The organism is Tissierella creatinophila DSM 6911 (genome assembly GCF_001940565.1).
Lineage (GTDB): Bacteria > Bacillota > Clostridia > Tissierellales > Tissierellaceae > Tissierella_A > Tissierella_A creatinophila.
The window spans coordinates 71,990-94,736 of the sequence record NZ_LTDM01000003.1 but is presented as its reverse complement, the minus strand read 5'-3'; the positions used below and the strand labels follow the sequence as shown (position 1 = coordinate 94,736).

General features: G+C 32.3%; 29 protein-coding genes. All 29 read left to right on the top strand.

Going from position 1 to position 22,747, the window contains the following annotated elements:
- Window positions 1-725, top strand: a 725-nt coding sequence (locus TICRE_RS01460) for a flagellin (RefSeq protein WP_269843965.1), incomplete at its 5' end; no start/stop codon positions are given.
- Window positions 726-836: 111 nt separating this feature from the next.
- On the top strand, window positions 837-1,196 hold the full coding sequence (locus TICRE_RS01455) for a flagellar protein FlaG (protein WP_198927453.1): 360 nt from the start codon (window positions 837-839) through the stop codon (window positions 1,194-1,196).
- Window positions 1,197-1,199: 3 nt separating this feature from the next.
- On the top strand, window positions 1,200-2,666 hold the full coding sequence (gene fliD / locus TICRE_RS01450) for a flagellar filament capping protein FliD (RefSeq protein WP_075724391.1): 1,467 nt from the start codon (window positions 1,200-1,202) through the stop codon (window positions 2,664-2,666).
- A gap of 17 nt (window positions 2,667-2,683) precedes the next feature.
- Entirely contained in the window at window positions 2,684-3,049 is a 366-nt protein-coding gene (gene fliS, locus TICRE_RS01445; protein ID WP_143582997.1) for a flagellar export chaperone FliS, read from the top strand.
- Window positions 3,034-3,405, top strand: coding sequence for a hypothetical protein (locus TICRE_RS01440; protein ID WP_075724389.1), 372 nt, complete (start codon window positions 3,034-3,036; stop codon window positions 3,403-3,405). Before fliS ends, TICRE_RS01440 begins: the two co-directional genes overlap by 16 nt.
- Window positions 3,406-3,655: 250 nt before the next feature.
- Window positions 3,656-4,036 (top strand): flagellar basal body rod protein FlgB, encoded by a 381-nt coding sequence (gene flgB, locus TICRE_RS01435; protein ID WP_084191712.1) that lies wholly within the window; start codon window positions 3,656-3,658, stop codon window positions 4,034-4,036.
- 16 nt (window positions 4,037-4,052) lie between these two features.
- A complete protein-coding gene (gene flgC / locus TICRE_RS01430) occupies window positions 4,053-4,478 on the top strand; it encodes a flagellar basal body rod protein FlgC (protein ID WP_075724385.1) in 426 nt (141 codons plus the stop codon).
- Between the two features lie 18 nt (window positions 4,479-4,496).
- A complete protein-coding gene (gene fliE, locus TICRE_RS01425) occupies window positions 4,497-4,844 on the top strand; it encodes a flagellar hook-basal body complex protein FliE (protein ID WP_075724383.1) in 348 nt (115 codons plus the stop codon).
- Between the two features lie 24 nt (window positions 4,845-4,868).
- Window positions 4,869-6,425 (top strand): flagellar basal-body MS-ring/collar protein FliF, encoded by a 1,557-nt coding sequence (fliF, locus tag TICRE_RS01420; protein ID WP_075724381.1) that lies wholly within the window; start codon window positions 4,869-4,871, stop codon window positions 6,423-6,425.
- A gap of 21 nt (window positions 6,426-6,446) precedes the next feature.
- On the top strand, window positions 6,447-7,454 hold the full coding sequence (gene fliG / locus TICRE_RS01415; RefSeq protein WP_075724379.1) for a flagellar motor switch protein FliG: 1,008 nt from the start codon (window positions 6,447-6,449) through the stop codon (window positions 7,452-7,454).
- Window positions 7,438-8,205 carry a FliH/SctL family protein gene (locus TICRE_RS01410; RefSeq protein WP_075724377.1) on the top strand — a complete coding sequence of 256 codons (768 nt, stop codon included), beginning with the start codon at window positions 7,438-7,440 and terminating at the stop codon, window positions 8,203-8,205. Before fliG ends, TICRE_RS01410 begins: the two co-directional genes overlap by 17 nt.
- Window positions 8,198-9,520 carry a flagellar protein export ATPase FliI gene (fliI, locus tag TICRE_RS01405; RefSeq protein ID WP_075724375.1) on the top strand — a complete coding sequence of 441 codons (1,323 nt, stop codon included), beginning with the start codon at window positions 8,198-8,200 and terminating at the stop codon, window positions 9,518-9,520. Before TICRE_RS01410 ends, fliI begins: the two co-directional genes overlap by 8 nt.
- Before the next feature lie 13 nt (window positions 9,521-9,533).
- On the top strand, window positions 9,534-9,962 hold the full coding sequence (gene fliJ, locus TICRE_RS01400) for a flagellar export protein FliJ (protein WP_075724373.1): 429 nt from the start codon (window positions 9,534-9,536) through the stop codon (window positions 9,960-9,962).
- A 36-nt stretch (window positions 9,963-9,998) separates the two neighbouring features.
- Complete coding sequence (locus TICRE_RS01395) at window positions 9,999-11,375, top strand: flagellar hook-length control protein FliK (protein ID WP_075724371.1); 1,377 nt, start codon at window positions 9,999-10,001, stop codon at window positions 11,373-11,375.
- A gap of 32 nt (window positions 11,376-11,407) precedes the next feature.
- Complete coding sequence (locus TICRE_RS01390; RefSeq protein WP_084191710.1) at window positions 11,408-11,923, top strand: flagellar hook capping FlgD N-terminal domain-containing protein; 516 nt, start codon at window positions 11,408-11,410, stop codon at window positions 11,921-11,923.
- Window positions 11,913-12,278 carry a TIGR02530 family flagellar biosynthesis protein gene (locus tag TICRE_RS01385; protein ID WP_075724369.1) on the top strand — a complete coding sequence of 122 codons (366 nt, stop codon included), beginning with the start codon at window positions 11,913-11,915 and terminating at the stop codon, window positions 12,276-12,278. The genes TICRE_RS01390 and TICRE_RS01385 overlap by 11 nt, the downstream gene beginning before the upstream one ends.
- An 88-nt stretch (window positions 12,279-12,366) precedes the next feature.
- Window positions 12,367-13,239: a flagellar hook-basal body complex protein gene (locus tag TICRE_RS01380; protein ID WP_075724367.1), complete on the top strand. Its 873-nt coding sequence runs from the start codon at window positions 12,367-12,369 to the stop codon at window positions 13,237-13,239.
- A 68-nt stretch (window positions 13,240-13,307) separates the two neighbouring features.
- Entirely contained in the window at window positions 13,308-13,505 is a 198-nt protein-coding gene (locus TICRE_RS01375; protein ID WP_075724365.1) for a flagellar FlbD family protein, read from the top strand.
- A gap of 2 nt (window positions 13,506-13,507) precedes the next feature.
- Window positions 13,508-14,314 (top strand): motility protein A, encoded by an 807-nt coding sequence (locus TICRE_RS01370; protein WP_084191708.1) that lies wholly within the window; start codon window positions 13,508-13,510, stop codon window positions 14,312-14,314.
- A complete protein-coding gene (locus TICRE_RS01365) occupies window positions 14,307-15,056 on the top strand; it encodes a flagellar motor protein MotB (RefSeq protein WP_075724361.1) in 750 nt (249 codons plus the stop codon). The genes TICRE_RS01370 and TICRE_RS01365 overlap by 8 nt, the downstream gene beginning before the upstream one ends.
- Window positions 15,057-15,060: 4 nt before the next feature.
- Window positions 15,061-15,519, top strand: coding sequence for a flagellar basal body-associated FliL family protein (locus TICRE_RS01360; RefSeq protein ID WP_075724359.1), 459 nt, complete (start codon window positions 15,061-15,063; stop codon window positions 15,517-15,519).
- 22 nt (window positions 15,520-15,541) lie between these two features.
- A complete protein-coding gene (locus tag TICRE_RS01355) occupies window positions 15,542-15,889 on the top strand; it encodes a flagellar biosynthetic protein FliO (protein ID WP_075724357.1) in 348 nt (115 codons plus the stop codon).
- Window positions 15,886-16,638 carry a flagellar type III secretion system pore protein FliP gene (fliP, locus tag TICRE_RS01350; protein WP_075724355.1) on the top strand — a complete coding sequence of 251 codons (753 nt, stop codon included), beginning with the start codon at window positions 15,886-15,888 and terminating at the stop codon, window positions 16,636-16,638. Before TICRE_RS01355 ends, fliP begins: the two co-directional genes overlap by 4 nt.
- Window positions 16,639-16,651: 13 nt before the next feature.
- The gene (gene fliQ / locus TICRE_RS01345) at window positions 16,652-16,918 is read left to right on the top strand and encodes a flagellar biosynthesis protein FliQ (protein ID WP_075724353.1); all 267 of its coding nucleotides are present in this window, start codon (window positions 16,652-16,654) and stop codon (window positions 16,916-16,918) included.
- Between the two features lie 8 nt (window positions 16,919-16,926).
- Window positions 16,927-17,679, top strand: coding sequence for a flagellar biosynthetic protein FliR (fliR, locus tag TICRE_RS01340; protein ID WP_075724351.1), 753 nt, complete (start codon window positions 16,927-16,929; stop codon window positions 17,677-17,679).
- Window positions 17,680-17,698: 19 nt separating this feature from the next.
- Window positions 17,699-18,772 carry a flagellar biosynthesis protein FlhB gene (gene flhB / locus TICRE_RS01335; RefSeq protein ID WP_075724349.1) on the top strand — a complete coding sequence of 358 codons (1,074 nt, stop codon included), beginning with the start codon at window positions 17,699-17,701 and terminating at the stop codon, window positions 18,770-18,772.
- A 14-nt stretch (window positions 18,773-18,786) separates the two neighbouring features.
- Window positions 18,787-20,874, top strand: a complete 2,088-nt coding sequence (gene flhA / locus TICRE_RS01330) for a flagellar biosynthesis protein FlhA (protein WP_075724347.1) — start codon at window positions 18,787-18,789, stop codon at window positions 20,872-20,874.
- A complete protein-coding gene (locus tag TICRE_RS01325) occupies window positions 20,871-21,872 on the top strand; it encodes a flagellar biosynthesis protein FlhF (protein WP_075724345.1) in 1,002 nt (333 codons plus the stop codon). Before flhA ends, TICRE_RS01325 begins: the two co-directional genes overlap by 4 nt.
- Window positions 21,865-22,743, top strand: coding sequence for a MinD/ParA family protein (locus tag TICRE_RS01320; RefSeq protein ID WP_075724343.1), 879 nt, complete (start codon window positions 21,865-21,867; stop codon window positions 22,741-22,743). The genes TICRE_RS01325 and TICRE_RS01320 overlap by 8 nt, the downstream gene beginning before the upstream one ends.
- The last annotated feature ends 4 nt before the right edge of the window (window positions 22,744-22,747 follow it).

Here is a 22,747-nt window from a genome sequence, read left to right as displayed (position 1 = left end):
CTATCAAAGGTGGAGTAGATTCATCAAACGTTACAATTGATGGAACAGAAATCAAAGTTAACTGGGCTAGTACTGGTGCTAACGCTCCAAAAGAGGGCGCAAGTATGTCGGACTTTGCAAACCATGTTCAAACAGACATTAACAATGCAATTAAAGCCTACAACAAAACAGTTGATTCAGATAAGCAGATAAAAGATGTAACAGTAAGTGTAAAAGATGGATCTATACAAGTTCAAAGTGGATCTGATAAGAACACAAGTAGTATAAAATTTGATAATAGTGAAGCTGCTCAATTATTAGGTTTAGCTAAACAAAGCAGTGCAACTCAAGGCGGAGGTTTAAAATTCCAAATAGGTGCTAACCAAAAGCAGGATATACAGCTTAATATAGCTGATATGAGAGTAGAAGCTTTAGGAATAGATGGAATAGATTTAACTAGTACTGAAGGAGCTATGGATGCTATCACATCTATAGATAAGGCTATAGCTTCTGTATCAGAGCAAAGATCTTCACTAGGTGCTATGCAAAACCGTCTTGACCACACAATAAACAACTTAACTGCTACAGCTGAAAACCTAACTGAAGCAGAGTCAAGAATTAGAGACGTAGATATGGCAGAAGAAATGATGCAGTTTACTAAGAACAACATTCTTAGCCAAGCAGCTACTTCAATGCTTGCTCAAGCTAATCAAATGCCACAATCAGTATTACAATTACTTCAATAATTAATGGTAATATACTAAATATTACTCTTAAGCATTAAAGAAAACAAGAAAAAGCCGACAAGTATATTATAATACTGTCGGCTTTTTAATAACTAAAATGGGGTGGTTTGTTTGATTTTTATTACTAGACCGGTTACTGAAACTCATAAAAGAATAGAAAAGACAGATTCTAAAGTGCTTGATAATAACCTAAGAGAAAAAGAAAATTTGTTAGTTGAAAGAAAAGAAGAGGTAAAAAAGGAATTTTCAAGAGAAGATTTAGAAAAAGCAGTAGAAGATGCTAACCACATTATATTTAAAGATGATAAAAGATTTGAATTTAAAATGCATGAAAGAACTGGACGCATGATGGTAAAATTAATAGATAAAGAAACAGATGAGATAATAAAAGAGATACCGCCTGAAAAGATACTTGATCTTGTAGCAAGTATTTGGGATTTGGTTGGTATATTAGTTGATGAAAGGGGTTAGAAAATGGCTGGGATAAATTTTATAGGTTCATACTCTGGTATAGATCAAGCTACAATAGATAAGCTTATGGAAGCTGAAAGAATGCCATTAAAGCAACTTACAAATAAACATGTAAATATAACTGCAAAGAAAGATGCTTGGAAAGATGTAAATACTAGACTTAATAGTCTTTTTGAAAAGATGAAATCATTAAAAAATAGCAGTACTTTTAACTCTAAAGTAGCTACATCTTCAGATGAAAAGTTTGTAAGTATGAGTGCTGGAACAAGCGCTGCTGAGGGCAAGTATAATATATATGTAAAACAATTAGCTACAAATAGTTCTATAACTGGGAAGAAAGTTTTACCACCTGAAAAGATAGGTAGTGAAGAGAACATTAAGAAAATGTTGGATGTGGAAGGTAAGTTTGAAATTAAAAATGCTGACAAAAAAACTATTGAAATTGAAGTAAAAAAAGAAGATAGTCTACAATCTATAGCAAATAAAATCAATTCTTCTATGACGAAAGCAATAGGTGAAGAAGGAAAAGAGGGTTATAAAGCTCCGGAGAAGATTGGTATCAAAGCAACTGTAGTAGACAATAGATTAGTCCTGACTGATGAAAAAACTGGTGAAAGAACGATTTCTTTGGAAAATGAAAGTAATGGAATATTATCTAAAATAGGCCTTAGTTCTACTACAGGATGGATTGAAGATGAAACAACTGGTGGATATGGATTTAAAAAAGGAAATCAGGCAGAGTTTACTCTAAACGGTATAAAAATAAAAAGAGATACAAACACAATAAATGATGCTATAGAAGGAGTCGTTATAAACCTAAACAAAGCTCATGACACTGGTCAGTTAGATACAGTCAATATTTCTACAGATACTGAAAAAGCTGCTAAAGCCGTACAAGACTTTGTAGACCAGTACAACTCTACTATGAAATTTATAGAAGAGAAAACTGCTGCAGGAGATCCCAAAGTTCCAGGAAGTAAGGGTATACTCGCAGGCGAAAGTAGCCTTATTAGACTTCAAACTTCTCTTAGAAAATTAGTTACTGACAAGTTAACTGTAAGTGGAAGCGATATAAAAGATGCATCTCAAATAGGTATTTCTACACTGGATAGATTTGGTGATCTTACATTTGATAAGACTAAGTTTTTAGATGCTTTGGAAAAAGATTCCGAAAGTGTAATGAACTTTTTAAGTCCAAAAGAAGGAGTAGGTTTAGTTGATAAGGTAAATGACTATATTAATGGGTTTATCTCTAAAGAGGACGGAGTTATAAAGAGTCAAAACGAAAGTCTAGAAAAAGCTATAAAAGACCTAAACTCTCGAATAGAAAGTTTCGAAACCCGTATGGAGAAAAAGGAAAAGTATTATATAAAGATGTTTACAGCCCTTGACTTAGCTATGATGAAAGCTGAAGATCAGATGGGTTGGCTTCAAGGACAAGTAGATGCTATGAATGGTATAAAAAGGTAATTAGGGGGTAAAGATAGATGATGAATCAGGCTTATGGAAGAAGTGTATACCAAAAAACACAAGTAACAGCAGCGCCACAAAAGAAACTTATCGTTATGCTATATGATGGGGCGATAAAGAACTTAAAACTTTCTATTATGGCTATGGATGAAAAGGAAATTGAAAAAACTAACACTCTTTTAATAAAAGCACAAAATATAATTTCTGAACTTATGATTACTCTTGATTTTGAAAAGGGTGGAGAAATCGCTAAAAGTCTTTATTCTCTTTATGAGTATATGTATAATTCCCTTATAAGGGCAAATATTGATAAAGACAGGGTAAAGGTTGAAGAGGTTATAAAATATTTGGAAGAGTTAAGAGATACATGGAACCAAATATAGAGAATTTAAAACTTGAAAGAATTGAAATTTTAGAAAATATATTAAAAAAAATAAAAAGATGGGATAAAACCTATGAGATGGGTATAGAGATTATTGACGATGTAGAAGTAATCTTAGAAGAGCTTAAAGAAATCAATAATCTACTGGAGTCTAGTTTAGGTTTTTTCCCACTTGATAAGCCCTACGAAGAAAAGATTGGTACTGTAAGATGGGAGTATAGTGTTTTTTTAGATGAACTTAAAATAAAGAGAGAAAAACTTTTAGAACTTATAAAAGAGACAAGACTTAAAGAAAAGATAAAAAACAATTACATATTAAATGATAGAGGATCTATTTTTATAGATAAAGACCTTTAAATGGGTAAAACTACACAATCTACAAATATCGACAAGTGCTTAAATAATTAAGCACTTATTTGTGTTTTTTTGGGAGGAATATGAAATCATTTTGTTGATTATAGGAAATCATTGTGATATTATAAAAAAGAGTGAAAGAAAATTTCCTTAACTGTAAAAGTTTACAAGATGTGGTACCTAAATCCATATCCTTACATATAATGGGGAAGGTTCTTTTTTATATAGAAGAATTTGAAAGGAGGAAATTTTTTTGAAGGATTTAAGCTATAATTTGATTAAAAAAGGCTTGGATATGTCGAGTTTAAGACAGAGGACAATTTCCCATAATATTGCAAATATAAATACTTCAAACTTTAAAACTGGAAGAGTAGAATTTGAGGAGATATTAAAGAGAGTAAGTGATGGAGTAGGGATAGATAAAACGGATGATAAACACTTTGGAGTAAAGGATATAGATGATATAGATTTAAAGGTAAAAAAGAAAAACACAACTATGCTAAACGATAATGGAAACAATGTGGACATAGATTTAGAGATGACTGAATTATCTGCAAACGAGGTATATTATAATGTTTTAATCAGACAGGTAAATTCTAAGCTTTCAAGTCTAAACTATGTTATAAATAGCTAAGGGTAAAGGTGAGAAGATGAGTATATTTAATTCTATGAAGATAAATTCAAGTGGACTTAGCCTTGAGAGATTAAAGATGGATGTTATATCTACTAATATGGCGAATGTAAACACTACTCGTACTGAAGGTGGAGGGCCTTATCTTAAAAAGCAAGTTCTTTTTACAGAGAGCCTTGTAGCAGCAAAAGACACTATAGGTAAAAAGAAAAGTGAGGGTGTAAAGGTAGTTGGTATAAGGGATAATGATGAGGGTTTAAGAGAAGTTTATGATCCAGACCATCCTGATAGCAATGAGGAAGGGTATGTACTTTTTCCAAATGTAAATATGGTGGATGAAATGATTTCACTTATAAACGTGCAGAGAACTTATGAGGCAAATGTAACGGCTCTTACTACTAGTAAGAATATATTGAAGAAGGCACTTGAGATTTCTAAGGGATAAGAAGAGAGGTGAAAATAGATGAATGTTTTATCTTTATATAATAAAGCTTTTTTAAATAACAATCAAATAACAAATGAAAAGATGCAAGGCTTAAATGGAATAGGCGATAAACTACATACTAAAGAAAAAAACGAAGAGAAAAATGATATATCTTTTGCTGATATGATGAATAAGGAAATAGACAAGGTAAACTCTATGCAAATAAATGCGGATAATATTACTAATAAGTTTATGACAGGTGAAATAGACGATCTTCACTCTGTTATGATAGCTACGGAAGAAGCAAGGATTTCACTTGAACTTGCAGTGCAGGTTAGAAACAAGTGTATAGAGGCGTTTAAGGAAATAAACAATATGCAATTATAATGTAGAATATGAAGGAGTTACCCCATGAATAAATTCAAAAAAATAATTGAAGGAGTAAAAAACGGCTGGCACAATATGGATTCTAAGAAAAAGATTCTTATGATATCTGTTGTGGTAATGGTTTTTGTTGTAGTAGCTCTATTTACCTACTTTAATAGAGTTGTTTATGCGCCGCTTTTTACAAATCTAGAGCTTGATGACTCAGGGAGAATAGTGGAAGATTTAAAGGCAAAAAAGATAGACTATAAGCTAAACAATGGTGGTAAAGATATACTGATAGATGAAAAGTTGATTGATGGTTATAGACTTGAGGTTGCAACTGAGGGAAATATGCCGGAAAAATCTTCAGGTTTTGAGATGTTTGATCAGATGGGTATGATGGCAACAGATGAAGATAGAAAGATAATGTATCAAAGAGCTCTCTCTGGTGAACTTCAAAGGTCGATTATGAGTTTAGATGCAATACTTGCAGCTAAAGTTCATCTTGTACTACCTGAAAAGAGCATATTTGAAACAGAAGAAAAGCCAGGTTCTGCATCTGTTATAGTAGAACTTGATCCTACTAAAAAGATAAATGATGAGACGGTTAGGGGTATTGCGGCGCTTGTATATGGAGCAGTTGACAATGTACCTGAGGAAAACATTCAGATTATAGATTCAAAAGGAAATCTTTTAAGTTCGTTTTTAAAGGCTGAAAAACAAGAAGGAGCTGTTGGAAGTTTAGATAGTTATGACGGGATGAGAGAAGAGTTTCAGCAAAAGATTAAAACAAATTTAGATGAACTTCTTAGTGGTGTATTTGGCAGGGACAAGGTAAAGATATCAGTATTTGCAGACTTAGATTTTGATGCTGAAGAAACTACTGTTATCTCTTATAAGGATCCAATAACTAGAAGTGAACAGACTACATCTATGGTAGAAGGTGGAACAGGTGGAAATATAGGAGATGGCAATAACAATGTAGTAGGTGATGAAGGGGAAGATGGAATTCTCATAGATAAGACTACAAATAATGAACTTACAACTGAGACCAAGACCACTATAAAAGCTCCTGGAAAGGTTAGAAAACTTACTACTTCAGTTGTATATGATGGCAATCTTTCTCCAGAAGCTCAAGATCAGATTCTTAGCATTGTTGCAGCAGCTACAGGTTATGACACTACAAGAGGGGACTTTATATCTATTGAAGGAGTAAATTTTGACAAATCTTATGAAGAAAATATGCAAAAAGAACTAGATGCTTTAAAAGAAGCGGAAGATAAAGAAAAGAGTGCTTTGGCTAAATATAGAAATTATCTTGTATATGGACTTGTGGGTATATTTTTACTGCTATTGATAGTAGGTATAGTTAGGAGACTACGTTCTCGTAATAGAGAAGAGGACGATTTATTTAAAGAGAAATTTCCTATGGAAGTACCTATTGGAGAGATAAGTAAAACGATAGAAAAAGAAGAACCTCAGACTCAGAAGATAGAAAAAATAGAAGTTAAGAAAGATGTAAATCAACTCAAGGCAAATGACTTTGCAGTGGAAAACCCAGATGTAGCAGCAGACTTAATCAAGGCTTGGATGAAGGATTAGAGGAAGGAGTAGTGGCTGGAATTGGCAAAAAAGAATGATGGAATAAGAAAGGCAGCTATACTTCTTATAGCACTAGGGCCTGATACTTCCTCACAGATATTAAAAAGGCTTCCAAATAATTTAATACAACAGGTTACCTATGAGATAGCAAATATAGATTATGTAGAACCTCATGAGAAAAATGAGATTTTGCAAAATTTTGTAGATATGGTTTCAGCTAGGCAATATGTCTTAGATGGAGGATTTGACTATGCTAAAAATTTGCTCAATAAGGCATTAGGGACCCAAAAAGCTAAGGAAGTTATGGATGTTTTAACCCAAATTCAACAGAGGGAGAGACCATTTGCTATTGCTAGAAAGGCAGACCCAGCTCAACTTACCAATCTACTCTTAGGGGAGCATCCTCAAACCATAGCCCTTATAATGTGCTATATGCAACCAGAGAAGGCAGCACTTGTCCTATCTGAACTTCCTAGAGAACTTCAGATAGAGATATCAGAGAGAATTTGCAATATAAATAGGGCTTCTCCTGAGGTCATAGCCCGTATAGAAAAGATTATGGAGGCCAAGTTTTCAAATCTTATTGAAAATGATATGGAAACTGTTGGAGGAGTAAACACCCTTGTAGATATATTAAACTCAGTAGATAGGAGTACAGAGAAGAACATTATAGGTGATCTTGAAAAAACTGATTTAGAACTTGCAGAAACTATCAAAGCTAGCTTATTTGTATTTGAAGATATCGTAACTCTTGATAAAGGTTCTGTTCAAAGAATACTTCGTGAGGTTTCAAATGAAGACCTTGCTATTGCACTTAAAGGTGCTTCTGAAGAAGTATATACAACTATATTTAGCAATATGAGCCAGAGAGCAGCTGAGATGCTTAAAGAGGATATCAAGTTTATGGGGCCAGTTCGTATTTCCACTGTAGAGGAGTCACAGCAAAAGATAGTTGGAGTTATAAGAAGATTAGAAGAGGCTGGAGAAATTGTTATAGCAAGAGGTGATCAAGATGGAGTCATCGTATAAGATTATTAAGAGAAACTATATAAGTAGTAGTGATGATGAGTTTTTTATAGATACAGCTTTTGAAGAGATAGAAGAAGAAAAAGAAGATATAGATCTCTATCATGAATATATAGAAGAGACAATAGGTGATGAAGAAAAACTGAAACTGTTAAATGATATAGACCAATATAAAAAAAGGGTAATTTCAGAGATAGAGTCTGAGAGAAAAAACATATTAGAAATAGCTAGAATCCAGGCTCAAAAGCAAGCTATAGAGATAAGAGAAGCTGCTAAAGAACAAGGATATGATGAAGGATATGCTAGAGCCATAGAAGATGCAAAAGAGGAAGCTTCTATTATAAAGGAAAAAGCCCTTGATTTGATAAGAGAAACCAAAGAGTATAGGGACAATTACTTAAGAGAAAATGAAAAAAACATATATAATTTAGCAAAAACTATGTCAGAAAATATTATAGATCATATAATAGATATAGAGGATGAAAATATCCTTCTTCTTATAAGACCAGTGCTAGTTGAATATTTAAAAGAAGAAGATATAATAATTACTTCAGATGCGAGAGGAAAAGCATTGCTTCAAAAAAATAGAAGTAAAATGGAAGAGCTATGTCCAAATACTAGATTTATATTTTTAGAAGATAAGTCTATAGATAAAAATGGATTTGTAATAGAAAGTGAAGAGCAAATAGTAGATCTTCAAATAAAGGTACAGCTTCAAAATATGTTAAAAGAAATAAGTGATAGTGATGAATAATTTAATAGATATAGATTTCGAAAATATAAGATCAAAGATAGCTAATAGAAACTACTATTCCAGGCTTGGAAAGGTAAGTGAAGTAATAGGACTTATAATCCAAGTAGAAGGTTTGGAATGTTTTATAGGTGAAGTGTGTGAAATTATAATTAAGTTTTCTAATAAAAAGGTCTTAGCTGAAGTTGTAGGTTTTAAAGATAAATCGCTTCTCCTAATGCCTTTAGATGATATACTTGGAATAGGACCGGGATGCTTTGTTAAGCCCACTAGAAAGAGTTTAAAGATAAATATAAATGATGATATACTTGGAAACACTTTAGATGGTCTAGGCAGACCTATAGACAAAGGTAGTCTTGAAAAAGGTGAACTCATAGATGTAGAAAGGACTCCACCAAATCCATTTGAGAGAAAAAGGATAAGCGATGTGATGAGTACAGGGGTAAAGGCTATAGATGGCCTCTTGACCTGTGGTGAAGGACAGAGGATAGGTATATTTGCAGGTAGTGGTGTTGGAAAAAGTACCTTGCTTGGCATGATAGCAAAATATTCAGATTCAGATGTAAATGTTATAGCTCTAATAGGTGAGAGAGGTAGAGAGGTTTTAGAATTTATCGAAAAGGATCTAGGGGAAGAGGGATATAAGAAATCTGTAGTTATCTGTGCAACATCTGATCAGCCACCTCTTGTAAGACTTAAAGGTGCATTTGTAGCAACAGCTGTAGCAGAGTATTTTAGAGATAAGGGTAAAAAGGTCATGCTTATGATGGATTCAGTAACTCGTTTTGCAATGGCTCAAAGAGAAATAGGACTAGCTACAGGAGAACCACCTACAACCCGTGGATATACTCCTTCAGTTTTTGCAATGCTACCAAAATTGCTTGAAAGAAGTGGAATGTCAAAAGATGGTTCTATTACTGCCTTTTACACAGTATTAGTAGAAGGGGACGATATGAATGAACCTATAGCTGATGCAGTAAGGGGTATCTTGGATGGGCATATAGTCTTATCTAGAAAGATAGCGGCAAAAAATCATTTCCCCGCTATAGATATTCAAAGTAGTATAAGTAGGATTATGAAGCAGGTGGTAGATAAAGAACATTTTCTTAAAGCAGGGAAGTTAAAAGAAAATCTAGCTATATACTCTGAATCAGAGGATCTTATAAATATAGGAGCCTACAAGAAAGGGACAAACCCTATAATAGATCGTTCAATAGATTTAATAGGTCCTATAAATAGTTTTTTAACGCAAGATACTGAAGAGAGATATAAGTATGAGGAAAGTATAGAGAGATTAAAAGACATAATAGAAGACTAGAGAGGGTGTAGCTGTGAAAAACTATAAATTTTCACTTCAAAGTGTTTTAGAAGTTAGAGACAATGAAGAAAAGAATGTATTAGAAGATTTTGTATTAGCTCAAAATAATTTGGATAAAGAAGGTAGAAAAAAAGAAGAGTTACAAAGAGATTTAGAACTTTGTTTAGAAAAGAAGAGTTCTATTAAAAACATCCAAGAACTTATGATGGAAAATCTTTATAAAATAGATTTAGAAGACAAAATAAAATTTCAAGATATGGTTATAAAGGAAAAAAAAATAGAACTTGAAGAGGTTCGTAAAAAACTACAGATGGCTCAAAAGGATAAAAAAATCATAGAAAAGTTAAAAGAGAAAGACTTAGATGAATATAAAGCTGAAATAGAGAAAAAAAGCCAAAAAGAAATAGATGAATTTGCCGTTTTAAGGTTTAAAACTAGCTAATACATTTATTATATTAACTTGAAAGGTGGTGAAAAATTGAATCTAAACGTAAGTGAATCTTTAAAAACTGTAATGAGTAAAACTAACAAGTTTAACCCTAAGAGTAAGATGGATAAAAATGATGGTGAGAGTTTTTTAAAGTCTCTTAATAAGTTTTTAGAAAAGAATAAATTAAAAGATGATAAAACTCTCGGTAAAGCAAGTGTGGATAAAAAAGAAAATCTTAAAGATAAGATGAGTGACAATGACAAAGAAGATAAGATTGATGACAATAAAGATGATGCTTTAGGCAGTGTAAATATAAGCTCCCTTATAGGATTAACAAATAAGCACCCAGCTGAAACCATTTTAAACAAGGAAGTTTCAACAGAGATAATTGGAGAAATCAAACCTCAGTTACAATCAATAGTTGAAGGTGAGGAATTGTCAAATCTTGGAAGTTTAGATATTGAGTCCAAAATAGAAGTGAGCTTAAAGAATGAATTAGAAACAGAGCTAGAAACAGAAACAACTGGTACTAGATTTAACTTTAATATAGAAGAGGCAAAAAATAATCTTGCCAAAGCTTTAAATAAAGAGGTAGAAAACTTAAAAGAGCCAAGTGGATTAGAAGGTGAGATTTTAAATATTAAAGAGGAAGCTTCTGGTAAGCTAAAAGATTCTGAGGTTTTAAACTCTGGAAGAGTAGAAACAAAGGAAGTAGATATTACAAAAGTTGATCTATTAGAGGGTAAAGTAGATTCAACCCTTATAGATGATGGTGAAGCTGTAATGGAAGATTCTATTTTAATGGATGGGGTTAAAGATACATCTAAAGAGCTTGGAACTGAAGAAGAACTTATAGAAGGAATTAAGAGTAAAAGTACTATAGAAAAGCCTAAGACACTAGAGACAAACTTTATATTTAATAGAATTCAAAACTCTTTTGTTAACGTAGGAAAAATAGAAAATAGCTTATCTTCTCAAAACTTACAAGGGATAGAAGATTCTATGATAGAGTTTATGAAAGTTTCTAAAGAAGGCGATACAAGTGTTATGAAGGTAAGACTTTATCCAGAGGAGCTAGGCAGTATAGATATATCTTTAAAACTTAGTGGTGGAAAACTTATAGCTGATATAATAGTTGAAAGTGAAAAGATAAAAGCTCTATTTTTAAACAGTTCTAATATCTTAAACAAAGCCCTAGTAGAACAAAACATAGCAATAAAGGATATAAATATAACTGTAAATGAAAACTTAAACAGCTTTGAAAACTTTAAAGGTGAAACCAATGAAAGAGATAGACAAGGCAATCCTCAAAGTCACTTAAATAGAAATAAGAATGGAGATGGAAGTTTAAACACAAGTCCATTAGATGATATGAGGATAAAAAACATAAATAAACAAAGTGGAAGTTTAGATATCTTAGTATAGATAAACAAGATAATAATAAAAGAGGTGAAAAGATGACAAATGTTAATTCAAATGTGAATCCTAATTCAAGAACAAATCCCAGCTATGCCTGGAACAAAGATGAAGTAAATAAAAAACCTGGCTCGCAAGGTTCTCAAAGTGTATTAGAAGAAAGAAGCGGTCTTTCTGTAGATGACTTTTTAAAGATAATGGCAGCAGAGATGCAAAACCAAAGCCCTATAGGTGGAAGTGAGGGTGGGGGAAGTAAGACGGATTATATGACTCAGCTTGCACAGTTTACTTCTCTTGAGCAGATGACACAGGTAGTAGAAAATTTAAATTATTTAAATATTATGAGTCAACAGCAATATGCTTTTAGTCTTATAGGAAAAGAAGTAAGTTTAACAGTGCCAAAAGAAAATGGAACAGGTCCTACGGATATGGAAACAATCAAAGGTGTTGTAGATAAAGTTAAATTTAAAGAGGGATTTCCTACTATAACAGTGGGGGGCAAAGACTATCAACTTGGAAGCATTATGGAAGTAGGTGAGTCTAAAAATGAGCTTTAGAATTCAAAGAGGTGCTATATTTCCAGGACAAGAGTCAATACAAAACAAACCCAAAGCAGATAATGGCTTTGAAAACATATTAAAGGAAAAGATAGGGCAAAAAGAGGAACTCAAACTATCTAGTCATGCTCAAAAAAGATTAGTAGAAAGACAGATACATCTTCAAAAGAGTGATATCAACAAGCTCACAAATGCAATAGATAGATTAGAAGAAAAAGGTGCTAAGGAAAGTCTTATGATTTATAAAGATATGGCTTTTATAGCAAGTATAAAAAATAGAACAATAATAACAGCCATGGGTAGCACTGACTTAGATATAGTTACAAATATAGACAGTACAATAATAGTAAAATAAAAATAATATAAAAATAAAAAAGGCTGGACCTAAAGGAAGCCTTAAATCTTCTGACCGAGTGATGAAGATAAAATAGGAGGAATAATAAATGTTAAGATCATTATATTCAGGTGTAAGTGGAATGAGAAACTTCCAAACAAAGATGGATGTTATAGCAAACAATATTTCCAATGTAAATACAACAGCTTTTAAATCAGGAAGGGTAAAATTTCAAGACATGCTTAATCAATCAGTAGCATCAGCTCAATCACCTCAAGCAGGAGGACTTGGAGGAGTTAACCCTCAACAAATAGGTCTTGGAGTAAAGGTAGGGAGTATAGATACTATAATGGAAGGTGGAGCATTCCAACCAACAAATAGAGGGCTTGACTTTGCAATAGAAGGGGAAGGCTTCTTTACTCTTAATGATGGAAAAAAAGATGTATATACAAGAGACGGAGCTTTTTATGTAGACTATGATGGAAATCTAACAAATGCAAGTGGGCTTAAAGTAATGGGGTATCAAAATGCTGATACTACAAATTTTACTGGAGCAATAAATAATAAAGCTACTGATAAAATAGGAGTATTAAGAATACCAGAAAAAATTGGTACCGCAGAATTACAAGAATTTAACATAGATGGTACTGGTCTTATAACGGGGATATATTCAGATGGAACAACTAGTATTGAGAAAAAATTAGGTCAAATATCAGTAACAACTTTCTCTAACCCAAGTGGTCTTGAAAAAAATGGAGGAAACAACTATGTAAGGACAAATAACTCAGGAACACCTTCTGTAGGAGTGGCAGGTGCTGCTAGCAAAGGCTTTATCCGTCAAGGTTTCCTCGAAATGTCTAATGTAGACCTTGCAAACGAGTTTACTGAGATGATAGTTACCTCTCGTGCTTATCAAGCAAACTCAAGAAGTATAACTACATCAGATGAAATGATACAAGAGCTTCTTAACTTAAAGAGATAGTAGGTAGAGGATAAGGAGGAAATCTTCCTCCTTATATATAAACAATAAATCAAAGAGAGGTAAAAACGATGATAATGCTTACTTCTATAAAGGGAAAAAAGTTTTGTTTAAACAGTGATTTAATCTATAAGATCACAGAAGCCCCTGATACTATAATAACCCTTACAGATGGAAAGGTTTTAAGAGTAGAAGAAAGATGTGAACAGATTAGACAAAGCATAATTGACTTTAAACGAGAGATTTATGCTGCACCATTGGAGGGATAATTATGAAGAAAAATATGTTGCCATTAATAGGGTTAGTATCAGGAGCTGCTCTTGTAGTATGGTCTATTTTAATAGCAGGAGACATCATGAGTTTCTTGGATACTCCTTCTATTATAATAACTGTATTTGGAAGTTTTGCCGCTCTTATGATAAGTTTTCCGTTTAAAACACTTTTAAATATACCAAAGGTTATGAAGGTTCTCTTATCAGATCCTAAAGATAAGAGAGTAGACCTTGTAAATCTTTTTGCTGAACTTTCTAGAAAGGCTAGAAAAGATGGACTCTTAGCCCTTGAAAATGATATAGAAACAATTCACAATGAGTATATGATAGAAGGCCTTAAGATGGTAATAGATGGAGTAGAACCTGATACTATAAAGGAAATAATGGAATTAAAACTAGACACTATGGAAAGACGCCATAGAAGCGGTCAAGAGGTCTTTGAAAAATGGGCAGAACTAGCTCCAGCATTTGGTATGCTTGGCACTCTAATAGGTCTTGTAATAATGCTCTCTGGTCTTGATGACCCAGATGCCATAGGCCCTGGTATGGCCACAGCCCTTCTTACTACATTTTATGGAAGTCTTTTAGCTAATCTTATATTTATTCCAATGGCTTCAAATCTTTCTCTTCAGACAGATGAAGAGGTATTTACAGGAGAGATGGTTATAGATGGAATACTTCAAATTCAAGCTGGAGCAAATCCGAGGCTTTTGGAAGAAAAACTTAAGACATATCTTTCAACTGATGAGCTAAAACTATTAAGTAGTGAGAAAGAAGATGAAGTAGGGGCTGCTAGCTATGAGTAGAAGAAAAAAAGAAAAAAAAGAAGGTGGAGGCGCTCCAGGATGGATGACCACATTTTCAGATCTTATGAGTTTACTTTTGACATTTTTTATACTTCTTTATTCTATGAGTAATATAGATGCTCAAAAGTTTAAAGATATGAGTCTTTCACTTCAGGGAGTACTTTCAGGGCTTGGTTATACTCAGGTTTTAGAAGGTGAAAGTAGTGAGATGGAGATACCACTAGAGAATGAGACTCCTTTAGATGAAAGCGATATAGATTCAAGTGCTATTATGCAAGAAATTCAAGAAGTTTATAAAAAGGTACTTGACTATGTAGAAAAAGAAGGTTTAGATGCTGATGTAACCGTAAACTATAATAAGAGAGGTATATTTGTAGATATAAAAGAGGCCATTTTATTTGACTCAGGTAGTTCAAAGATAAAGCCAAGTGGACTTCTGGTTTTAAAAAAGATAGAAGGTATATTACAAGAGTTTGAAAATGAAATTGTAATAGAGGGTCATACGGACAATGTGCCGATGAAGAGTGCCTTATATCCTAGTAACTGGGAACTTTCTATGGGGAGAAGTATAGCGGTATTAAGGTATTTAAGTGAAACAGGAAATATACCACCAAATAGGCTCTCATCTGTAGCTTATGGAGAATACAAACCTATAGTTCCAAATACTAATGATAAAAATAGAGCTATAAATAGAAGGGTAAATATTCTCATCATATTTGATGAAGAAAGCGACAAGGGGTAGGGATATGGAAAAAGAAAAAAAGAAGATGAGTAAGTCAAAACTTATAATAATCATTTTACTTGTAGTAATTTTAGCTATAGTAGCTGTTGGGGCATATATGATGATTTCGGGCAAATCCTTTAAAGATGCAAAGAAGATGTTTGAGTCTAAGGATGAGTATACGATTGCACTAGATGAGTTTGTGACAAATCTCAAAAATGAAAGTAAAGATAAGGGAAAAAACTATTTAAAGATACAAGTAGCGCTTATGTATACGGATAAGAAAAATACAGAAATAATAGAAGCAAATATAAGTAAAATAAGAGATATAATATTAAATGATCTAAGGGAAAAGAGTTCAGCTCAAATTCTAGAGGTAGAAAATACTCCTAAACTAAAAGAAAAAATATTGGAAAAAATAAATAATTCTTTAGGAAAAAAGGTAATACACGATATTTACTTTACCAATCTAGTAGTACAATAGGCAAATAAAGGGAAGTGGAAGTATGGAAGGAATTTTTGCTGTTTTACAGACATTAGTAGTTTTGATTATAGTTATAGCTCTAGCGCATATAAGTCTTAAACTATTAAATAAGTATATGGTAAAACAAAATAGAATTATAAAGATATTGGAGAAGACAGCTGTAAACCCAAATTCCTCTTTAGGGATTGTAGAGGTTTCTGGAAAGTACTATCTTATGAGTTTTACTCAGGGTGAAAATACTGTATTAAAGGAACTCGAAAAAGAAGAGATAGAAGAGGTGTTAAAGGAAAAGGAAATGAATATGGACATAAAGGAAAATATAATCTATAAAAAAGTGAACTCTCTAATAGAAAAGAGGAAGTACAATTGAAGAATTTTAAGATATTTATAATTATTTTAACCCTATCAGTACTTCTTTTTTCTAGTGTTTCATTTGCAGCTCCAGATCTAGGAGATTTAGGTATTATCCTGGATAAAGATGGTGATAGGGAGACTACAGTTGATACTCTGAAACTTTTTATAGTTATAACAATATTAACACTTGCCCCTTCTTTTTTAATCCTTACCACATGTTTTACAAGGATAATAGTAGTCTTATCTTTTTTAAGAAATGCACTAGGTACTCAACAGGCTCCTCCAAATCAACTTCTTATAGGCTTAGCCCTATTTTTGACATTTTTTATAATGAGGCCTGTCTATACTGAGATAATGAATACTTCAGTTACTCCATTTTTAGAAGAAGATATAACAAGACAAGAGGCAATGGATAGGGGAGCTAAACCTTTAAAAGAGTTTATGCTTAAAGAAACCCGTGAAAAAGATATTGCTTTGTTTTTAAGAGCTTCAGGATCTGAAAATGTAGCGGAGCCAATGGATGTTCCTATAACAACTGTTATACCGGCATTTGCACTTAGTGAACTTAGAACGGCTTTTAGTATGGGGTTTTTACTGTTTATTCCATTTTTAGTAATAGATATGGTTGTCGCAAGTATCCTGATGAGTATGGGTATGTTTATGCTTCCTCCAGTTATGATATCACTTCCATTTAAGATACTTCTATTTGTATTGGTAGATGGATGGCATGTAGTTATAAAATCACTAATAGAAAGTTTTATATAAGAGGATGATTTAAATGAGCCAAACTTTAGTATTAGATATAATGAGAAATGGGTTTTTAACTATAGTAAAAGTTTCAGCACCTGTCCTTCTAATTGCTTTAATTGTAGGACTTGTGATAAGTATACTTCAAGCAACAACACAGGTTCAAGAACAGACACTTTCTTTTGTGCCAAAGCTTATAGCAGTTATGGCAGCTTTAATCATATTTGGAAGTTTTATGTTAAATACACTTATAAATTTTACTCAAAACTTATTTAATATGATGTCAACTTTAAATTAGGTGAAACAATGACAATACAATTTGAAAAGTTAATCCTAATCCTAGTTAGAATTACAGCATTTATAGTGATCTGTCCTGGGTTTTCGTTTAAAGGACTTCCCAATATATTTAAAATAGGTCTTTCTTTTAGTATATCTTTAATAGTATATTTTATGGTTCCAGACCTTACGCTTGGAGGAAATTTTTACCTTCTAATACCTTTAGCTATAAAGGAAACCTTATTTGGTCTTAGCATAGGATATATAACTAAACTTGTTTTTGCAGCAGTAGAAATAGCAGGAGATTTTATAGATTTTCAAGTAGGTTTTTCAATGGGGCAAGTTTTTGACCCCTCAATGGGCGTTAGTAGTTCGAACTATGGAAGACTACTTAATTGGCTCTCTATATCAGTTTTTTTTATGATGAATATGCACCATTATATGATAGAAACACTTATAAAGAGTTTTGAAATGGTCCCACTAAATAGTTTAGATTTAAATCAGCTAGGAGTAAGCAGTATAGTAAGTCTTTTTTCACATGTATTTGAATTGGGATTCAATCTTGCAGTTCCAATTATAATAGTAGTTTTAACTACTGATATAGTTTTAGGTGTAATCTCTAGAACAGTTCCTCAGATAAATGTTCTAATGCTAGGAATGCCTATGAAGAGTATGATAAGTTTTATATTGTTTATGCTTATTTCTTCTTGGCTCTTAAACTCTATTGGAAAGATTGTGAGTTTTATGCCTAAGTTTATAGAAGGTTTCATCAATTCTATGTAAGAAATGAAGGAGTTTTAAGATGGAAGATAAAGCTAGTAAAACGGAAGATGCAACCCCCAAGAAGCTTCAAGATGCCAAGAAAAAAGGCCAAATAGCAAAGAGTGGAGATTTAAATGGTGCTGGAAGTTTTTTTGTATTCACTATATTTTTTATAGGGCTTGCAAACTATCTATTTCAAAATAGTTTCAATTATATAAAGGGTTCACTTGGAAGAACACCTCCTACTAGTGAAATAACAGAAAGTTTTTTAAGAAATATATTTATAGATGATTTATTACAATACTTGGTTATATTGCTTCCTTTTTTTACAGTTGCAATAGCTGTTGGAATTATAACAAATTTAATTCAAGTTGGATTTATATTTACAACAGAAACTCTAAAGCCCAATTTTAAAAAAATAAATCCAATAGAAGGATTTAAAAATATATTTTCTAAAAAGTCTTTTTTAACACTTATAAAAAACTTATTAAAGATGATATTAGTTTTTTATTTGACTTATAAGACACTCTCTACAGAATTTGTAAAAATATTAAATAGTGGAAATATAGGGACTGAAAAATTATTTCCCTTCTTTATAGAATTTATAAAGACTGTTAGTATCGATATAGCTATAGTTATGTTTTTACTTGGGATGATGGATTATGTGCTTGAAAGACAAGAGTGGAAGAAAAATTTACGTATGTCGAAACAGGATATAAAAGATGAGTATAAACAGATGGAGGGAGACCCCCATATAAAAGGTAAAAGGCAACAAAGGCAAAGAGAGATATCTATGGGTAGGATGATGGAAGATATGAAGGACTCAACAGTTGTTATCACAAACCCAACTCATTTAGCCGTTGTTTTAAGATATGAAACTGGAGTGGATAAGGCACCCGTAGTTACAGCTAAGGGGGCAGATCACTTAGCTAAAAGAATAAGAGAAAAGGCTAAGGAATATAAGATACCTATAATAGAGAATAAACCTTTGGCTAGAACTATGTATAAGAGAGTTGAGATAGGAGATACGGTTCCTATGGAACTATATCAGGCAATTGCAGAAGTATTAGCTCTAGTATATGAAATGGAAAGAAAAAATAAGGGGAAGATTTAAAAGGATGATAAATAATGGCAGAGAACTTTAAAGGAATTATAAGTTTTACTAACAAAAACATAGAGATAATAATAGCTTTTGTGGTAGTAGCTATTATAGGAATAATTATAGTGCCTATGTCAAGTTTTGTACTAGATCTTTTACTAGTTCTAAATATTACTATGGGAATTATTATTCTTCTTCTTACGCTTTTTACTAGAACAGTATTAGAGTTTTCTACATTTCCAACTCTTTTACTAGTTACAACTATGTTTAGACTGGCACTTAATATCTCTTCTACTAGATTGATATTAAGTGAGGGAAGTGCAGGAAAGGTTATAGATGCATTTGCAAACTTTGTTACTGGAAACAATTATATAGTAGGTAGTGTTATATTTATAATTATAGTTATAGTGCAGATGGTAGTAGTTACAAGTGGTGCATCAAGAGTATCTGAAGTATCAGCTAGATTTACCCTAGATGCTATGCCAGGTAAACAGATGGCAATAGATGCCGATTTAAATAGTGGTATTATAAATGAAGCAGAAGCTAAGAAAAAAAGACGCGATCTTCAAAGAGAAGCAGACTTTTATGGTTCAATGGATGGTGCGAGTAAGTTTGTAAAGGGAGATGCTATAGCAGGTATACTTATTACCCTTATAAACCTTATAGGAGGTATACTTATATTTTCTATTCAATATGGAATGGGTGCTATGGAAGCCCTTGATAAATTTGGTAAACTAACTATAGGAGATGGGCTTGTAAGTCAGATGCCAGCACTTTTAATTTCTATAGCATCAGGTATCATAGTAACGCGTTCAGAAGATGATCATGGTTTTGGAGAGTCGGTTACAGAAGAATTATTTGGTTTTTCTAAAGTTATAATGCTAGCTTCAGCAGTTATATTTCTAATCGCCCTAGTTCCAGCATTTCCAACTATACCTTTTCTAATAGTTGCCTTAATACTTGGAAGTATAGGTTATATATTAATGGAGAATGAAAAAATAGAAGCAGATCAAGTTGAACAAAACAATGTAGCTCTTATGGAGAGAAATGATGATATTCAAAGAGATAAAGAAAAAGAAGAAAATATATTGAACTTCCAAGTAGAGCCGATAGCACTTGAAATAGGATATGGACTTATATCTCTTGTAGATGAAGGTCATAGCGATAACTTGATTGAACATATATCAGCTATAAGAAAGCAATGTGCTATGGAGATGGGGATTATCGTAAACCCTATAAGGATTAGAGACAATCTTCACTTGGAACCAAATGAATACATACTTAAGATAAAGGGAAATGAAGTCGCAAAGGGCAATATATATACAAATAAAGCTCTTGTTATAGATCCAGGTGGAGGAATTGAAGGATTAGAGGGAATGGAGACTACTGAACCTGCCTTTGGACTTCCAGCTCTTTGGATAGATGAAGGCTCTCGTGAACTGGCGGACTTAAAGGGCTATACTGTTATAGATCCAGTTATAGTTCTAGTTACTCATCTAAAGGAGATTATAAAAGTAAATAGTTTTGAACTTATGGGCAGACAAGAAGTAAAACAACTTCTAGAGAGTTTAAAAGAAAAGTACAATGTAGTAATAGATGAACTTATACCTGATATAATGTCTCTTGGTGAAGTTCAAAAAGTGCTTCAAAATCTTTTAAAAGAAGAAGTACCTATAAATGATTTAGTGACTATATTAGAAGTATTAGCAGACCAAGGAACTATGACAAAAGATACTGAACTTTTAACAGAACACGTGCGTCACGGGCTTCAAAGGACTATAGTAAATAGATATTTAAACCAAGATGGAGTATTAAATGTCATAACTGTGCATCCAGTACTTGAAGATTTGATTGGAAAAAATATACAAAAGACTATATCTGGTAGCATCCCAGTATTAGAACCACAGGCTATAACTAAGATATTTGACAATGTAAAGAAAATTCAAGATGATCTAATCTCCAATGGAATAGAGGCACTTATCCTTACATCACCTAAGATAAGGGTACCTTTTAAAAATCTTATTTCTTTTAATTTTCCGAATTTAAAAGTACTTTCTTTAAATGATGTACCAAATGATATAGAAATAGAAGCACTAGGGATGGTTGATAAGATATGATTATAAAGACATATACAGTAGAAAACATGAAAGAAGCTATTGTAAGGGCGACATATGAACTAGGAAAAGATGCTATAATCATAAGTCAACAAGAGATAAAGATAGGTAAATGGTACAATCCTTTTAAAAAGAAAAAACTTCAAGTGACATTTGCATTAGAAGAAAAGACTACTCCAAAGATACTTGTAAAAGAGCCTAAAATAGAAGAAAAAAAGTATTCGATAGAAGAACTTATAGAGAAAAATCCAATGCTTAAAAATACGAGTGATAGGATTAGAAGTCAACTCCTTGGATATTTAAAGTTAAATATGAAAGATGAAAACAATCTTTCGACAGAAGAGATAGTAGACTTTATGAAGATGGCATTTAAAGAAAATTGTTTTGAAAAAAAGTTAAGAGTTAGAAAGACAAATGTATTTGTTGGTCCTACAGGAGTTGGAAAGACAACTACCATTGCAAAGATAGCGGCACAGGAAAGTTTAGAAAACAAGAAGAAGGTAGGTCTTATTACTATAGACACATATAAGATAGGGGCGGTGGAACAGCTTAAAACTTATGCGGAGATCTTAAAACTTCCTTTTGAAGTTGTTCATAGACCGGAGAAAATGAAGGAAAAGCTTGAAAAACTTAAAGACTGTGATGTGCTTCTTATAGATACACTTGGAACTAGCCAAAGAAATAAGGAAAAATTAAATGATATAAATTTATATCTAGAAAATATAAAAAATAAAACAAATAGATTTTTAGTCTTAAGTGTGTCAACCGATATAGAGACTACAAACTCTATCTTTCAAAAATATAAGGTCTTAGATTATAATGGGCTTATTTTAACTAAATTTGATGAAGTTACCAATTTTAATAATCTATGGAATATTATAGAACACAATGAATATCCAGTTCAATATTTTTGCCATGGGCAAAATGTTCCAGATGATATAGAAAAGGCTACTTTAGAAAACTTAATAGCATATAGCGAGGAGATTTATGAAGATGAATGATCAGGCTAATAGACTTAGAGAGCTAACCAGTGGTATGGTAAATAAACCTTTTGAAAATAAAGATCAAAAGTATACAAAGATATATTCCATAGTAAGTGGAAAAGGCGGAGTGGGAAAGACTAATTTTTCTATCAATCTAGCTATTAAGCTTCAACAAAAAGGTCAAAAAGTATTGATCCTTGATGCAGATATAGGAATGATCAATGCCAATATACTCCTTGGAATAGGAGCACAGGCAGATCTCTCTGAAGTTATAAATGGAAGTGCTACTTTTAGAGATATAATAATACAAGGACCACAAGGTATAAACCTTATAAATGGAGGAACTGATTTATTTTTAATAGAGAGTTTACACAAAACTGAACAAGAAGAAATAATAAAAACTTTAGAAGCTATGGGAGAATATGATATTATACTTATAGACAATGGAGCAGGAATAAATAAGCATACTTTGACTTTTTCTAGTTTTGCTGATGATATAATACTTGTAACAACTCCTGAACCTACTGCCCTTACAGATGCATATAGAATTTTAAAGGCAAATAGTTTATACAATGTAAAAAAGAGTGCCTCTGTAGTAATAAACCAAATAGTAGATATAAACCAAGGAGAAGAAAGTTTTACTAAGCTTAGAAATACTTGTGAAAAGTTTTTAAACATAAAACTGGAATCTTTAGGATTTATATTTAACGATATAAGAGTAAACAAATCTATTATGGAGCAAGTTCCATTAGTTATTAACTATCCAAAAGCGCTTGCAAGTGAAAATATAGAAGATATTGCAAATAAGATATTAGGATTAGATATAATAAAGGAAAATACGACTAGTTTTAAAAGGCTAAGTAATAGATTAATAAAATTTTTCGGGTGATAAA